Genomic DNA, 14,539 nt, shown 5'->3' on the forward strand with positions numbered 1-14,539 from the left:
CCCGGCGCCTACGCCCCGCTCGTGACCCCGTTGTGTCCCGGGCACGACGAAGTGATCACCATCAACGACGGTGACGGTCACGTCGAGCGCTATCGCGAGCAGGGCATGTGGGTGGCGTACATCCGTGATCAGCTCAGTGAGCGCTAGTCTGTCCGGAAATCAGGTCGGCGAGAACGCAAGTGACTGTTTCGATGTCGAGTACCGCGGTCCCAGTCGTTTTCTACACGCTGATGCCGGAGAAGTATGCGACGGCAATCCGTCCGTTCGGTCTACCTTGCGCCCGAACAATGGCGGGAGCCACCGAAATAGCAGGACCCCCTATCCATTCAGACACGGTTCGACGTCCCGACAGTCGACGGGTGCAGGATGCAGGGAGTCGTGGCCGCGCCGTCAGTCGGCGGACGCTGACGTAGTTGTGTCGGTTCTCGATTCTGGCGAGACTGTTTCTGGAACATGATGAGTCGTGGTTGCCTGGCGAATCACGTCATTCGCGGCGGTGAGGGTGTCGTTGAAATGTGCGACACCCGCCGATCGTGCACCGTCGGTGTCACCGGTGGTCGCCAGGTGTTGTGCGGCGATGTCTGCGGCTTCGGTGGCGCCGACCATGAGCAGCTCGGGAGCCTGGAACAGGACGGCCGACCCGACGTCGATGGCGTCGAGGACTGCGGCCTGCGCGGGTGTGGTGGGGGCTGCGATCTGTGGCGGTTTCGCGACGATCGGCGCGTTGAGCGCGTCCACGATCTTCGCCCGCCCGGTGTCAATGGCTTTACCGACGGCCTCAGGTGCGGCGCCTGACCGGACGGTGTCGGCGACGGTGAGTCCCTCGACGACTGCCACCTCGAGCGCGTTCTGGGCCCGTGGCAGAACCAGATTCAGATCGTTGTCGATGATGCCGGTCATCGCCGAGTTCGCGGGACGCGTGACCGATGCGGCGGCGATACCCGTTGCGCGGTCGGCTGATCCGGTCTGCCCCTGGGCTGTCGCGAAGACTCCAGGAGCGCGGACGATGGCGACCGGAACGTCCACCACGAAGTCGATGATGTGCGGGCAGATGAGCGCGCAGTACTTGAGCTGGTTGCCGGCGAAGGTCGTGATGATGGCGCCGGGTGGTGGCGGCATTGTTGGTTCGTCGGGTTTCACGACGGTGGGCGGTGGATCGACCTCTGCCGCCGATGATGGCGGGGCGTTGACGAGCGCCAGAGCGGCGAGGCCCGTCAGCATGACGGTCGCCAGGATGCGGGCGTGATGGTGCCGGTTCATCCGGCCTCCCTGGGTTGCTCTCCGTGGTCCATTCGAGTGTGCGGGATCGGAGCTGAAGGGTTGCTGAAACCCGACGGTCGGCCTATGTCTCGAAGGCATCCAAGCGACCGACGCCGGTTGATCGAGTCGGTCGACCCGCTTGCTACGGTCGAACCGATCTAAACGCAGGTGGGAAAGCGATCGGGGGGTCGTCGAGTGGGGGAAGTGCTCAAACTGCCGTGCGCCCTTGCTGCAGCAGTGATGGTGCTGGCTCTGAGTGCGTGCGACGGCGACTCGAACAATGCGGACCAGTCATCGCGAACCGTCGAAACCAGCGCGACAGATTGGGCAAACGCTCCGGTTGAGAATCCGACGGCTCTCACGCCCGACCAGTTCTGCGCCGTGCTCAGCAAGGAAGATGTGGCGCCTCTGACCGAGGGCGAGGTCACTGATCCACCAGCGCCTACCAATGAGCGTGGTCTGCCTGGATGTAAGTGGCCGGTGCAAGAGGGGTACGGGTGGCTCGAGATGGCGGTGAGCAAACCCTTTGATGTGAATATCCTTTTGGGGAACACAGTCTCGGGCAAGTATCCGGTTGGTGACGGCACGATGTACCGGCACACAAAGGAGGACATCTCCATGTGTCGATCGTCGGTACAGAGACCCCGCACGCCCGGGGGATTCCTGTTGACAGTGAAGGTCGACGGGTCGGTCGACAGCAAAGTCAACGCTTGCGAGTCGGCCATCCCGCAGACCGAAAAGGTCCTCAAGGCACTGGGGTGGTGACACGCGTGAAACTTGTTCGTGGGCTGCCGCGGACGCCCTCGCCTCTTATGGCACGTCAAAGGGGGTGGACTGGCTGTGGCGCTAGGTATCGGAAACCGTAAGATTGCCTTTCATTGGACCAGGTACACGGCGTACGCCTATGAACCGTCGCTCCGATCAGCAATCGGACTGTTCATTATGGCTATAGCGGGGTGCGCTGTATCTGTCGCGCTGTCGCTGCCCATGGTCGCGTTCGGATTCGCCGCGTTGGTGCTTTTGCCCGTCGCGATGCTGGTTCCGTTCCGGACCAAGTTGGTTGTTCAGGACAGCGGAGTCGAAGTGCACCGCCAGCCCTTCTATTCCAACCCGGTGCTCATCATCGCGTTGATGTCGGGGCTCACATCGGCCGGGATGATAACCGCGATCGCGTTGGGGTATTGGCAGGCTTGGCGTCTGGTGATTCCGGCATTCGGCGGTCTGGTGCTGGTGCCGCTGCTGGGTGTGGTCAGCTTCAGGGATCGCGGTCCTCTGCTTGTCCGTGCCGACGGGGTCATTTTTGGGAACGGCGCACGTTATGAGTTTGATTCTGCGGCCGCTCATTTCTCCGTGCTGAGTAACGGTGTGCCGGCGATCGAGTTCATTCACACCACAGGCGAGGCCTCACGCCGGCGGCGGGTGGTGCACCGCCCGTACAACATTGACTTCAACACCATGCTCTCGACCTTCGAACAATTGCAGGCGTGGCACAGTCACGGCCATCGTGTAACTCCGGCGGAGATCAAGGCCTTGCTGACGGTCACTCCGCCCGACGATGTGGAGATCGGGGAATCCGTCCTGATCGAAGTCCCGGTGGAGGATGGCAACGAGCATCGTTGACGCGTTGGACGCCGCTCCGGGTTCAACTCTCATGCCTCTTCCGGACCCGTTGGAGTTCGGCTATCGCCCTGTGGCCCTTCCACATGCGTCGCGACGCGTCCGCGCCGACGTAGTCGGCCAACCCGCCACGATATGGCTGGGCTCCACAGAAATTTGGGAGGACGAACCATGAATTACGGATCCAGACTTTTGCTGGCGATCTCGGCATTGTCCGTGGCGCTGCTGCTAGCTGCATGTTGGGATGATTCGCCCGACGATACTGCTCGGCAGACAACGGGACACAGTGATACGGCCGCTTCCGGTGGAGCTCCTGTGCAGAGCCCGACCGCATTGACCGCTGAAGACATCTGCGCGGCGCTCACCCCGCAAGACGTCGCACCTCTTGTCGACGGTGACGTAACCAAGCAGCCGGAACCCAAGGACGACCGCGGTCTACCTGGATGTGAATGGCCGGTCAGCGACGGTTACGGGTCGTTGGAAATGGATGTCTTCAAGCCTTTCGATGTGAGCATAATTCTGGACAGCGCCGTGGTCCGGCAATTCCCCGTCGGGGACGGGACCGTGTACCAGCAGACAAAAGATGATGCTTCGACGTGTCGGGCACTGGTGAAGACGCCCGATACACCGAAGGGCTTCGTGCTGCGGGTGAGACTTGATGGCCAAGCAGATTCATCGAAACTCTGCGAATCCGCCATCCCCCAGACCGAAAAGGTCCTCAACGCCCTGGGGTGGTGACACGCGCACGACGAATGCGGCGGCGCACCCAGATCGTCGAACACGTGCGCGCGAACCTGCTCGCACAGCTGCGTCGCCTCGGCAGCGTCTAGCACGTCGGTGGCCGACGCGATGATCGATCTGGGCGACGCCAAACCATCCGGACTCGAAGTCATCCAAGCGACCGACGCCGGTTGATCGAGTCGGTCGACCCACTTGCTACGGTCAAACCGATCTAAACGCAGGTGGGGACAGCGATCGGGGGGTCGTCTAGTGGGGGAAGTGCTCAAGGCTGAGCCGGACTGGATCAGTGGACTGGGAAATCACGTTCTGGCGCTGAACGCGAACGTCCTCAGGACGGTCAACCTCGTCACCAGCCATTCGGGCTCCACGGGCGAGTTCAAAGGGTTGATGGGCGTCCTGAAGAGCCCGGTCGACACCTTGCGTGACGCGACAGTGCGCCGTCAGGGCACGCTCAGTCCGGCGCTGCACGGGACCAGTGTGAACCTCAAGCAAGCGGCGTGGAACTACACCAGCACCGACCACGAAGCCGCTCTCGGAATCGCCCACACCCGTACCGAGGAATACAACACGAACCCGTTCATCCCGCCTGTGGAAGTGATGCTCGGCATTACCGGTGATCCGGTGATCCGGATACCTGTGGTCGACGATGTTCCTGGTGCACGGGCGTTGACTGCACCTCGTGAGATCGATGTTGCCCCGCCGCCGAGTGAGAGCGTGGACTGGAATGCTCTCATCGAGGAGACTGCAGGGTGGCTGGCTGACGCCGATTCGTTCATCGCGGACCTGACGAACGGTTGGAGCCCCATCCAGAAGGCGCTCGAACCGGTGGCCGGCAATTGGATGGAACTCAAGCGCATCGGCAAGACATACGGGAAGTCGGGCGGCGCGTTCGACACGGTTGCTGGGGATCTGTCGAGTGGACACAAAGAGGTCGACGAGCACTGGAACGGTGAGGCAGCAGCCGCATTTACCACCTACTCCGTTGATATGGTGAAGGGTCTCAACTGGGAAGGCTCCGTCGGGCGCCTCGTGGAGCAGGGGCTGTCACTGTGTGCCGACCAGCTTGAAGAGACCGCGAAGGCGATCATCGAACTCGTCCAGAAGGGCCTTTCAAGAATCGTCAAGGTGGACAGCTTCACCGGCGCTTTGAAACTGGCTGCGAAAGTCGTACCAGGCGTTGGGACCACAGCCGCAGTCGCTGAGGTGACCAGATTGCTGCTTGAAGTGGCCACGGAAACCAGGAAGCTGATACTGGAGCTCCAGCAGGGCATAGAAGCGCTGATGACTTTCATCGAATTCTGCCAAGATCCGGTCGGTTTTGCCAAAGGTCGTGCCGAGGACAGAGTCAAGGAAGAGCTGAAGCCGTTCACCGACTTCGTTGGCGAGGTGGAAGGCTATCAACAGCTTGCCACGGACGCGGCCACCGCAACCGACGTTGGGCGTGTAACGCGCACGCCAACCACGCCTTACGACCCGGGCTTGGAGGGTCGACTATGGGAGGACGCATCGTGAAACTGGTTCGTAGGCTGTCGTGGACGATTGCGACCACCGCTCTGGTGGCGATGGGTGCAGTCGCATGCGGCGACGACCCCGCGACGGACAACACCGCCTCGTCGTCAAACCAGATTCCGACGGGAGTAGCCGCGCAGTCGGCGTCGGTTGAGAACCCGACGCAACTTTCGGGCGCCGACATCTGCGCGGTGCTTTCGCCGGAGGACGTCGCGCCGTTGACCAATGGAAAGGTCACTGACAGCCCGAAACCGACAGACACTCAAGGGCTTCCCGGATGCAAATGGGCCGTCCAGGATGGATGGGGATGGCTGGAAATCGGAGTATCCAAGCCGACGAACGAAAGTGCTCTGATCTCGGCTTCGAAGTCGAACTACCAGGTCGGGGGCGGCACTGCGTACGAACAGTTCGACGAAGGACTGGCGACGTGCCAGGCATACGTTCAGGTACCCGGAGCTCCCAAGGGTTACGGGCTCAGGATCAGCCTCGACGCGCCGATGGGACAACTGGACAAAACCAATCTCTGCGAATCCGCCATCCCCCAGACCGAAAAGGTCCTCAAGGCACTGGGCTGGTGACATGTCCATGACGGACCCGGCTGGTTTTGACGAAGCACTTCACAAGCTACAGGGCGCATTGAATCACCTCGCCACCGCAACCATCCGAGCGCGCAACATCGAGTTCCCTGACGTCGAGTTCACCTCGCCACCGCCGGAACCCGACGCTGATCCGGGGCGCACCGGCGATGAGCTCGCCGATCTGCGTCGATGGGCGACAGATGAGAACGCGCGCAATGCCGAGTTCCGCCGGCGGGTGGACGAGGCATTCGATGCCGAGATCGATGGTCGGGGCGGCTGGCTCACCGATGAGCGGCGTACCCAGATCGTCGAAGATGTGCGCGCGAACCTGCTCGCACAGCTTCGACGCTTCGGCAGTGTCTAGCGAGTCGGTGGCAGGCGGCGTGCTTTTCCTCGAGCGGTGGAGTACTCCGCTGGGAATCGTTGCGCTGCAGACGGTCATGGTGGCAGCCGTGATCGGGATCGGCAATGAGGTCGAGTACCGATCGTGGGAGGGCCGATTTCCCTTCTCGATATCCTTGGATGACGGTCTCGACGCCACCCACGGACGCGACACGACGTCGAGCGCTGTCGGCGCGATTCTCGACGGGAATGTTCCGGGCACGTGGAGCGATGTGCCGCAAGCATATCCGGCTGGCGGCGAGGGCGCATTGTCGTCGCTGGCCAGCGCGATGCACGATCTGGACGATGCAATCAAACGAGCGAGGTCAATCGATTTCAGGGGATCGGGTACGGGTGCCTTCGGCTGGGGGATTGAGATGCGCGTGACCATCTTTGTGGTGGTTGCGTGTGTTGTGGCCGCGACACGAGGCCGTACCAACGGCTCTGCCGACGGGGCCGCCCGAGGCCCGCGTCTCCTCTCGCACTTCCAAGGTCACTGACTGCCCATGGAACCAGAGCATGAAAGCACCGCTCTCACACTGCGCTGGACCAAGCGCACCGCATACGAATACCGACCGTCGCGGGATGGATTGTTCGTTCTGGTCGGGATCGGTGTCGTGGGGTTCGTTGGGTCAATGGCGATGCCATTTCCAATGGTTGCATTGACGTTTGTCTGCGTGGCACTCATACCGGTTGCGGCGCGGGCCCCTTTGCGCACGAAACTGGTGACGCGGTCCGATCACGTCGCGGCGTATCGGCAACGCTTCTATGCGAACCCCGGGGTCACGATCTCGGTGTTGTGCGGGGTCATGTCCGGCGGGATGATCGGTGCCTTCCTTCTCGGATACTCCGACGCTGGGCGAATGCTGTTGCCGGCACTGATGGGCGTGGCGCTTGTGCCGGTACTCCTCACGGTGAGCTACCGCGAGCGTGGCCCACTGCTCATTGACGGGGGTGGCATTGAGTTTGGTGATGGGATGCGGTTCGCCTTCGAATCGACGACGGTCGGCTTCCTCGTGATGAGCAACCGAGTCCCCGCGATCGAGCTGAGATCTGCGAAGGTGAGGCGTGGACGCCCGCGACGGCTGCTGCACCGCCCGTACAACGTCGACTTCAACACGATGCTGTCCACGATCGAGCAACTGCAGGTGTGGCATGCCCAGGGTCGGTGGGCGACTCCTGCGGAGATCCACGCCATGCTGAATGTGTCTACGCCCACCGACGTCGAGGTCGGCGAGACCGTGACGCTTGGAGTCCGGGTGGACGAAACGCCGAAACGTACTTGAGACGTCACTGCCGTTGGTGCACGGTGTTGTGATCGATACCGCGGTGCACCAAAAGTAAAGGCAGCGGTCATAATCGGCCCCGGCGTGGCTGATGCGAGACCGCTCGGACAGGGGAAGCTGGACGCTACTGCGCCCCGCCGCACCTATCTACGACAGCGTGGCGATGGTGATTTGCTTGGCCGCCTTGAACGAAACGTTGAACCAGGCAGTGCCGGAGACGATGCTGGGCAGCTCGGGGTGTGTGCGACCGTGTCGGAACGCCGCTCGACCGAGACGGGGAAGCTGGTCTTGTACACCGAGGAGGTACCGGAGCACGACCTTCGGCGGCTGCCTTCATCGCGCCCGCGAACTCACGAATAACTCGGTCACAGTGTCCGCGTCAGTAACGGCGCCGCCGCGAACTCACCCGGCCGATCCGATCGCTCGACCAATGCGTACAGCTCGCGGGAAGCGGCCGCGAACCCGGGCTCATCGACAGGTGGCACACGGTAAAGCCACTCGAGCACCTCATCCAGTGTTGTGTCACTGATGCGGTAGCCGCGCGCGAGGGACCGCTGGTCGCCCTCGTCCGCGGGATGCCGGTACCAGTCGTAGACGAAGAACAACGGCGCCCCCTGCTCCTGGGTGATGGCCTGCGGTGTCACCGCTTCGATGTGCATGGGTCCATCATCCCGCCCGGTGCATCGGCGCTTCACACCTTCTGGTCGCGGCCGTGGCCATCCCCAATGGGGGTATCTCCGTGGCGGTGTCGCGGCAGACCTGTGCGTCCGGGAACGTTCCGATGGTCATGACGCCGGTGTGCTCGAGCCGCTGGACGGGTTGTTGTGGGCCGATGCGGGACGGCGTCCGCGGGACGTGATGGTGTCGACCTGCCGTACCGGCGCAGATGTGTTGCCTGTCCACTAATTCCCCGCCGGCACGATGTCCGCGCGGGGAGATGACTCGATAATCTTGGCGCCCAACCGGAGTGGCGTGCTAATGGGTTGTGTGGCGTAGAGCCCGTGCGCGGCCGAGACGACCCGATAGTCGGGGCCAACGAGTTGATGACTGCGAGACCATCCAGGTGAGGGGTCCCGCGGCCGAGCGCCCGGGCGACGTGGCGGGGATCGGGTACCAGGTCGGATTTGTTGGCGCCGCAGTCGGGCAGGCGAGGACCCCAGATTGCTCAGGCCATTCGTCCTCGATGAGTTCTAGATCTTCCTGGATGCCGATCAGAGCGGCACCAGGGCCGACGATGAATCAGGGGGTGGTCCTTACACCGCCGCGGTGGCGATCATCGGCAGGACCAACACCAGCAGGAACAAGACGAAGGAGATGGCGGCGATCGCGATCGTTGCTCCGACACCGTTGTACGACTGGGGACCCATGCCCAGCGAGCCTCGACTGAACGCCCACAGCGGCGCCTTGTACTCGGCTTCGGTCACCTGGTTGGGATGCACCGGGATGACGGTGTCGGCCGGTCCGAGCCGGCTCGGCAGCAGGTAGGGGACGTGCACGTGCACGTGGTGCTGGCCCGGCGGCATCGGCACCACGGTCCGGCCCCACGGTGAGCGGGGGAGCTCGTACCCGTTCACCGAGATCGACGGCTTGATGAAGAAGAACACCCACGCGAGTGGGAAGAACTCGGTGGTCAATGCGATGCCCTGCGCTGCTGCCTGCGGCGCGCCGTATTGCTGCGGGTCTCCGTACTGCTGTGGCGCTGCGTACTGCTGTTGCGGGTACTGCCCCTGTGGTGGGGCGGCCTGCGGGTAGCCGTCCTGCGGATACGGCTGCTGGGCGGCCGGATACGGCGGTGGGGTCCCGGGGTAAGCCTGGTGCTGCGGTGTCGCGGGATATGCCTGCTGGGCTGCGGCCCCATACGGTGTCGACCCGTACTGCTGGGGGTACGGCTGCTGACCGTAGGGCAGCTGGGGTGCGTTCATCGTTGGTCCTCGTCGCTCGGGCTGCGCAGTTCGAGCCGCGCAGTGTTGGGACGAATGTAGCGGGTCCACGACGGGCACAGCGTCGGCGAGCCGGGTGCATGCAGCTCTACGTCGGACGGTGTCGTTCGGGTGGATGACGCGGTCGGTCCACGGCCGACCAACGGGTTCCGAAGAACGACAAGGCCGGACACGCAACCAACCGGAATCGGGGTCAGCGCGCGTCTGAGCGGGTTGGCTGGAGCGTTCCGCGGAACGCCGGGCACCAACACACCGGTCACGCCGTCGGTTCGCTCGCGCAGCAGGTCCGAATGACCGTGTGTCGGGCGATCGCGGAGCCGCGGTCCGGACCGGTCCGCGGCTCGTCGATCGGCGGGACGGGACTCGCGTCCAGCACGCGCTGCTACCAGTTCCGTTCCACCACTGCCATGTGTGTCAGGGAATGGCGTCGATCGGACTCGCGTGATCATCGCCCATCGTCAGGCCGGTATCCGGAACGCGGATCGGGTGGTGGTGATCGATGCCCGCGCGTCGTGGAGGAGGGCACGCCTGCGGAACTGGCGGAGGCCGGCGGCTACTTCGCCGGGTTCTGGCAGCGGCACGGGAGAGTGGCGGGGTGGAAGCTCACTGATGTGGTCGGGTGAGTGGTTGCTCGCCAGTGCTGCACTGATCTTCCCGCGCCAGGGAACTCACGGCGGGGTTGTCTCGCTGATTCGGTAGGTATTTCGGCGGGATGGGGGCGAAACGGTCATCCGGTAACGATGTGCGGCGTGGGCGGCGGGAAGCTCGGATTGTCGGGCAAGGGTTGCTCACCGCTCTTCTCACCGATCTGCTTGATGGTCTGGAGTTCCGACAGGTTCGATGATCCCTGCCGGGCCAGGGAATCGTCGTACCACTCGAACCACGGATAGCCGTGGTTCTGGTAGTCGGTGATGGTCGGCGGCGCGTGATGTGGCAGGTTCCCGGTCAGTGTCTCCCAGTGAGTGCTGTTGATGATGCGCAGGGTGGCGTCGCGCTGGGCGCCGATCTCCCAATTCTCCTTCGACTCAATGGGAACGGCGATCGACTGGGTGATGGAGCCGCCGGCTCCCAATCCCATCGCGGAACCGGGTGCTGCCAATGGGGGGTTGATGTCACCGAAGTCGCCGTTGTCATCGGACCCTTTGGCGACCCGTCGCGGCGGGGTTCGACGTGCGGCGCGGCGGGCGTTCCAGATTTCTCCGCGTAGTGGTGTCACCTGGATGCGCAGTGTCGCGTCGTCGACCCCCGACAGCTGTTCGGCCGCCGTGTATCCCCGGCCGAGCGGCATGGCGACGAACTGGCGCACCGTCGTGTCGTCGACCCGGAACCCGTCCAGCCACGGTTGCGTGGGGACCTCGAAGTAGTCTTCGCCGGTGAAATCGACCTCGTCGGTGAAGTCGTCTCCGGTGACCGCATTGATGCCGCCGACCGACATCCGGACGAGGAATGGATATCTGGTCGACGACGTGAAGCTGAACCACGCCGCCTCGGCCTGCCACATCGGCAACAGCACATCCTCGCGCGACCACTCGCGTTCGCGGGACCGGAAGTTCGCGGCGGAGGTGAGCTGGAAGGCGCCGAGCCCGGGCGGCAGCCCGTAGGTGGTCTTGTCGTCGGGGACGCGAAGGGTGCGATACACGGTGATCGACAAGCGCGCATCCGCGTGGACGTCGGGGAACGCGAACTCGAGACTGCTGTCGGCGGGAGTGACAGGCATGGGAAGCCTTCCTGGATGGGCGCGATGGTGGGTCCAGGCTAGGGCGGGGGTATGACAGGGACTCGGCGGACCGTCAGCGCGTGTGCCACTCGAAGTCGACCCGTCCGAGGACGCCGATATTCTTGCGGCCGAGCCAGACCGGCGTGCTCTCGGGCTGCGTGGCGTACAGCCCGTGTGCCGCGGACACCACACGGTCGAACTGACTGGGCCAGTTGATGTCGGCGGCGAGCGTCTCAAGGAGCGGTTGGCCACGATCCAACGCCCGATCGACGTGGCCGGGGGAGGGCAGCAGGTCGGACTTGTTGGAGTTGCAGGCCGGGCAGGCGAGCACAAGGTTGGCCAGGCCGTCGATGCCGACCCGAGACCACGGCAGCACATGGTCGACGTGGCGGGTGGCGGTCAGTCGTGTCGCACAGTAGAAGCAGTTTGGTCCGAACTCGCTCGCCAGGACGTCGCCGGCTTTCAGGAGGGAGACGCGGTCGGCGCCGAAGAGGTGGTCGGCGATGTCGGGGCCGTCGGCTAACAGGGTCTTGTTCATGCGGCGGACGTCGTCGACCCACGCGAGTTGGAAAGCAGGCTTCAGGAGTGGGGCGAGACGGGCGAGGGTGGTGCAGACCCTGGGGTGTGTGCGGCGGCGTAGGCGTCCGAGCGGTCAGCGACGATCAGATCGAGCGTTGGTGTGCGGTGTGAGCGGGTCAGTTCGGCGCGTAGACCGGCGACGGTGGTGAAGAGGACGCCGCGGCCGTCGGTCGATTGGCGCAGCTGATGGCCGTCCAGGGGTCGTAGCTGACGCCAGTACAGCTCGATGACTCGGGTGGTCAGCTCGTCGAGGTCGATGTCGACAGGTGCGTCCGGATCGTCAGGGACGGATTCGACGCTAAGATCCAGCAGCGCCATGAGGATCGCGAGTTTGTAGGTCGCCGTGCGGCGCCCGCCTTCGAGGAGGGCGACCAGCTTCTGGCCAGGGTGAGTGGGTCGGAAACTGGCTGTCGCATGGGCCTATCCGGCGATCGCCGGAGATACGACGATCGATCCGTCAGACTCCCGCGCGATCTCGATGGCGACATCAGTCGGGCGGCCCGAGGCAGGGACCCTGTCGCCCAGATCTCGTAGTCGGTCGGAGGTCTGCAGGAGCTTGTCGACGTCCGCTGCACGGAACGCGAAGCCTCGCACCCCGTGCGAACGGTCGAGTTGCAGAGACGCAAGCTGCCGCAGTACGTGGGCGATGTCGTTGTCTAGCTTGTCAACGTTCTTCTGATCGGCCTGCAACGTGCGGACGAACCCCTCGAACGGGTTGCCCTCGTTCAGCTGTGCGTGCTCCACAGCTTGAAGCACCACCACCCGTCGCTTCAGTGCGATGGCCAAGTCGGCCAATTCGAGATTCCCGCGGGATATCGCTGGAGAGTGCCAGCCCGCTGGCTCAGCAACTGTCCGACCTCGTCGCGCAGACGACGAAGTCGCGTCGACGAGCGCCGCGAACTCGGGCGAGCACCTTCATCGATGTGTCTGGCGTCGAAGCACGCAAGTTGAACCCGGACCGGTCAGAGCAAGCGTGCGCGGGCCCCGCGTGGAACCAGCAAGTGGTCGACGGCCAGACCGCCGTGTATAGCGAGTTATACCCCCTGCGGCAGTCCCCTCTCCTAGTCTCTTCTCATCCATTCTGCGGTGTGAAGGGGATCAAGGCAGTGCCATCGACTCCCGTATCGACTCGAGCTCAAGCGGCATTAAGCTGTGGTCGCTCATGAACTGCATGAGCTTCGCTACGACCGCAAGTGTGTTGGCAAGTTGAAGCTTTGCGGGGGCCTTCTCGTCGCTGAATGCCGACAACCTGTTCAGCTGCGCCGAAATCTGGCTTTCTGCGTGTGCCAGGCGCGTCCACAAGTCTGCGTCGTGCGGCTCGCCGACTTGCTTTAACGCGTGCGCCGTGGCGACTTGGATCGCGATACTGGTCGGATCGAGCGACACGGGCGCCGCGCCGCCGCGAACAGTGGCGGCCGCGGTGGTGACCACGGCCCCTGTCGAAGCCAGACCTCCGAGCATTGCTAGCCCGCCGACCATACCTCCTGGGCCGAATGCAGCGAGACTGCTGGTTATGGCGGCGGCACCAACTGCGGTTGCTGAACCCGCGACGGCGAGGCCGATTGGACCGGCAGCGAGGAGGGCGACACCCGCCGCCGCCATCATGACGCGGGTCTTTGTACTGAAGAGGCTCTTATCGCTGTCGAGGCAATTGGTCACGTCGGTGACAGCCGCCTTCACCTTGTCTCCAACACCGCTGCGGAAGCCCAACTCGACGAACAGGTTCGGCACAGCGTTCACACGCGCATCGCCTACTTCGATCTCGTACGGATCGAGCACGTTGGTAAACGCGAGAACTACTGCCTGAGTGACTGCTTCGGTCAGGTCCCAGCGGCGTGGCAACGGAGGGACACGATCCTTGCTCAGCTCAGCTAGCTCGGGTGGTAGCTGCCTTCCCTCTCCGCTCAGCGCGAGCAGGCCTTGCACGAAGTTGTCCTGCAGGACGTCGAGCGCGTCTTCATAGCGGTCCTTGGTATCCCGATCGCTGATGTAGCTCGCGACATTATTCGCGTAAGCAAGGGCGAGCAGCGAACCGGCCTCCTGGTCCCCGAGCCGTAACACGACGGCGTTCTCGGCGGATGTTTCGGTCTGTTTTGCCGGATTAGCGTGCATCACCTCGGTGACCAGACGTGCGACAGCAGGATGACGCAGGTACAGGTGGGCAGAGTGTTTAGGCGCGCTCCCGATCTGAAAGTCTTGTGCACCAGGAAAGATGCGAGCAAGGCCACGACCTGAAGTCACGGGATCACGCGCGTCAAGGAAATTGGCCCAATCATCGACCCGTGCGTACGGGAACCGCTTGAGAATCCGATCGCTACCACGATGAAGTGGTTCTGAACCTGCTGGACTTCCGACTGTGATGAAGCGTTTAACGTGCAGCTTCTCGGGAAGGTGGTCGAGCAGGTCGATGGCGATGACACTCCCGAGGCTGTGTCCGATGAGCACTATTTCGCCAGACGTCGGCAGATCGTCGAGGATATTGCCGAGAATTGCCGCGCGCAGGTTTTCGTCGGAAAGATACCTTCTGACTTGCTTCAGGACTGCAAGTGGCGCGATGCTAATACCCACCGTTTGAACTGATTCCACCAGCACATCTGGCACGCCGTTGAGGCCGAATACTCGGACATCGCTTGTCCGGCGGAGCATGCGTTGTACGCGTGCTTGTCGACGTTCGAAGGCTCTGCGGAATTCGTGGTCGTTCTTGACCTTGTACGTAACACCGGGATGCTTCGACTTGATTCCGTCAGTGTTCAGCAACGATGAGTACCGGGGTGCAATGACCTCTTCTGGACTGATCTCCGGGGCATCGATACGAGCGAGCCCGCGGTTGAGTCCGGCCAACCACTCTTGCTGAGGGTTACCATCTCCAACTCCGTGGAGGAACACAATCTTCACGCCATCTCCTTGTGCGGTGTGGAAGAAGCAGGGCGT

General features: G+C 63.3%; 17 protein-coding genes. 9 read left to right on the plus strand and 8 right to left on the minus strand.

The features are described 5' to 3' along the window. Window positions 1–21: 21 nt before the first annotated feature. A complete protein-coding gene (locus tag ACLQ3I_RS05545; RefSeq protein ID WP_425800417.1) occupies window positions 22–147 on the plus strand; it encodes a hypothetical protein in 126 nt (41 codons plus the stop codon). A gap of 243 nt (window positions 148–390) precedes the next feature. Here the strand turns inward: ACLQ3I_RS05545 and ACLQ3I_RS05550 are convergent, their stop codons facing one another. After that, on the minus strand, window positions 391–1,260 hold the full coding sequence (locus ACLQ3I_RS05550; RefSeq protein WP_425800419.1) for a hypothetical protein: 870 nt from the start codon (window positions 1,258–1,260) through the stop codon (window positions 391–393). 195 nt (window positions 1,261–1,455) lie between these two features. On the opposite strand from ACLQ3I_RS05550, the gene ACLQ3I_RS05555 reads away from it, so the two are divergent. From ACLQ3I_RS05555 to ACLQ3I_RS05590, 8 genes are all read left to right on the plus strand, one after another. After that, the gene (locus ACLQ3I_RS05555) at window positions 1,456–2,025 is read left to right on the plus strand and encodes a hypothetical protein (protein WP_425800421.1); all 570 of its coding nucleotides are present in this window, start codon (window positions 1,456–1,458) and stop codon (window positions 2,023–2,025) included. Between the two features lie 222 nt (window positions 2,026–2,247). Further along, complete coding sequence (locus tag ACLQ3I_RS05560; RefSeq protein ID WP_425800423.1) at window positions 2,248–2,880, plus strand: hypothetical protein; 633 nt, start codon at window positions 2,248–2,250, stop codon at window positions 2,878–2,880. A gap of 168 nt (window positions 2,881–3,048) precedes the next feature. After that, the gene (locus ACLQ3I_RS05565) at window positions 3,049–3,615 is read left to right on the plus strand and encodes a DUF3558 family protein (RefSeq protein ID WP_425800425.1); all 567 of its coding nucleotides are present in this window, start codon (window positions 3,049–3,051) and stop codon (window positions 3,613–3,615) included. Window positions 3,616–3,876: 261 nt separating this feature from the next. Then, window positions 3,877–5,130, plus strand: a complete 1,254-nt coding sequence (locus ACLQ3I_RS05570; RefSeq protein WP_425800427.1) for a hypothetical protein — start codon at window positions 3,877–3,879, stop codon at window positions 5,128–5,130. Next, window positions 5,127–5,705 (plus strand): DUF3558 family protein, encoded by a 579-nt coding sequence (locus ACLQ3I_RS05575; protein WP_425800429.1) that lies wholly within the window; start codon window positions 5,127–5,129, stop codon window positions 5,703–5,705. Before ACLQ3I_RS05570 ends, ACLQ3I_RS05575 begins: the two co-directional genes overlap by 4 nt. Window positions 5,706–5,712: 7 nt before the next feature. Then, window positions 5,713–6,069, plus strand: a complete 357-nt coding sequence (locus ACLQ3I_RS05580; RefSeq protein ID WP_425800431.1) for a hypothetical protein — start codon at window positions 5,713–5,715, stop codon at window positions 6,067–6,069. Window positions 6,070–6,076: 7 nt separating this feature from the next. Then, the gene (locus ACLQ3I_RS05585) at window positions 6,077–6,586 is read left to right on the plus strand and encodes a hypothetical protein (RefSeq protein ID WP_425800433.1); all 510 of its coding nucleotides are present in this window, start codon (window positions 6,077–6,079) and stop codon (window positions 6,584–6,586) included. Window positions 6,587–6,763: 177 nt separating this feature from the next. Further along, the gene (locus ACLQ3I_RS05590) at window positions 6,764–7,372 is read left to right on the plus strand and encodes a hypothetical protein (protein ID WP_425800435.1); all 609 of its coding nucleotides are present in this window, start codon (window positions 6,764–6,766) and stop codon (window positions 7,370–7,372) included. A gap of 365 nt (window positions 7,373–7,737) precedes the next feature. Here the strand turns inward: ACLQ3I_RS05590 and ACLQ3I_RS05595 are convergent, their stop codons facing one another. From ACLQ3I_RS05595 to ACLQ3I_RS05625, 7 genes are all read right to left on the minus strand, one after another. Further along, entirely contained in the window at window positions 7,738–8,031 is a 294-nt protein-coding gene (locus ACLQ3I_RS05595) for a hypothetical protein (protein ID WP_425800436.1), read from the minus strand. A gap of 594 nt (window positions 8,032–8,625) precedes the next feature. Then, window positions 8,626–9,294 (minus strand): hypothetical protein, encoded by a 669-nt coding sequence (locus ACLQ3I_RS05600; RefSeq protein WP_425800438.1) that lies wholly within the window; start codon window positions 9,292–9,294, stop codon window positions 8,626–8,628. Window positions 9,295–10,039: 745 nt separating this feature from the next. After that, window positions 10,040–11,029 (minus strand): hypothetical protein, encoded by a 990-nt coding sequence (locus ACLQ3I_RS05605; RefSeq protein WP_425800440.1) that lies wholly within the window; start codon window positions 11,027–11,029, stop codon window positions 10,040–10,042. Window positions 11,030–11,102: 73 nt separating this feature from the next. Beyond that, on the minus strand, window positions 11,103–11,567 hold the full coding sequence (locus tag ACLQ3I_RS05610; protein ID WP_425800442.1) for an HNH endonuclease: 465 nt from the start codon (window positions 11,565–11,567) through the stop codon (window positions 11,103–11,105). Window positions 11,568–11,608: 41 nt separating this feature from the next. After that, entirely contained in the window at window positions 11,609–11,926 is a 318-nt protein-coding gene (locus tag ACLQ3I_RS05615) for a hypothetical protein (protein ID WP_425800444.1), read from the minus strand. Between the two features lie 102 nt (window positions 11,927–12,028). Next, window positions 12,029–12,394, minus strand: a complete 366-nt coding sequence (locus ACLQ3I_RS05620; RefSeq protein WP_425800446.1) for a hypothetical protein — start codon at window positions 12,392–12,394, stop codon at window positions 12,029–12,031. Between the two features lie 312 nt (window positions 12,395–12,706). Then, window positions 12,707–14,503, minus strand: coding sequence for a hypothetical protein (locus tag ACLQ3I_RS05625; protein WP_425800448.1), 1,797 nt, complete (start codon window positions 14,501–14,503; stop codon window positions 12,707–12,709). Window positions 14,504–14,539: the final 36 nt, after the last annotated feature.

This window comes from Gordonia sp. DT101 (assembly GCF_049844895.1).
Classification (GTDB): Bacteria; Actinomycetota; Actinomycetes; order Mycobacteriales; family Mycobacteriaceae; genus Gordonia.

Excerpts from the sequence above, each read along its gene's own strand:
- ACLQ3I_RS05605 (WP_425800440.1), bottom strand. The coding sequence starts at position 11,029 with ATGCCTGTCACTCCCGCCGACAGCAGTCTCGAGTTCGCGTTCCCCGAC.
- ACLQ3I_RS05550 (WP_425800419.1), bottom strand. The coding sequence starts at position 1,260 with ATGAACCGGCACCATCACGCCCGCATCCTGGCGACCGTCATGCTGACG.
- ACLQ3I_RS05600 (WP_425800438.1), bottom strand. The coding sequence starts at position 9,294 with ATGAACGCACCCCAGCTGCCCTACGGTCAGCAGCCGTACCCCCAGCAG.
- ACLQ3I_RS05565 (WP_425800425.1), top strand. The coding sequence starts at position 3,049 with ATGAATTACGGATCCAGACTTTTGCTGGCGATCTCGGCATTGTCCGTG.
- ACLQ3I_RS05615 (WP_425800444.1), bottom strand. The coding sequence starts at position 11,926 with ATGGCGCTGCTGGATCTTAGCGTCGAATCCGTCCCTGACGATCCGGAC.
- ACLQ3I_RS05580 (WP_425800431.1), top strand. The coding sequence starts at position 5,713 with ATGACGGACCCGGCTGGTTTTGACGAAGCACTTCACAAGCTACAGGGC.
- ACLQ3I_RS05595 (WP_425800436.1), bottom strand. The coding sequence starts at position 8,031 with ATGCACATCGAAGCGGTGACACCGCAGGCCATCACCCAGGAGCAGGGG.
- ACLQ3I_RS05610 (WP_425800442.1), bottom strand. The coding sequence starts at position 11,567 with ATGAACAAGACCCTGTTAGCCGACGGCCCCGACATCGCCGACCACCTC.
- ACLQ3I_RS05560 (WP_425800423.1), top strand. The coding sequence starts at position 2,248 with ATGGTCGCGTTCGGATTCGCCGCGTTGGTGCTTTTGCCCGTCGCGATG.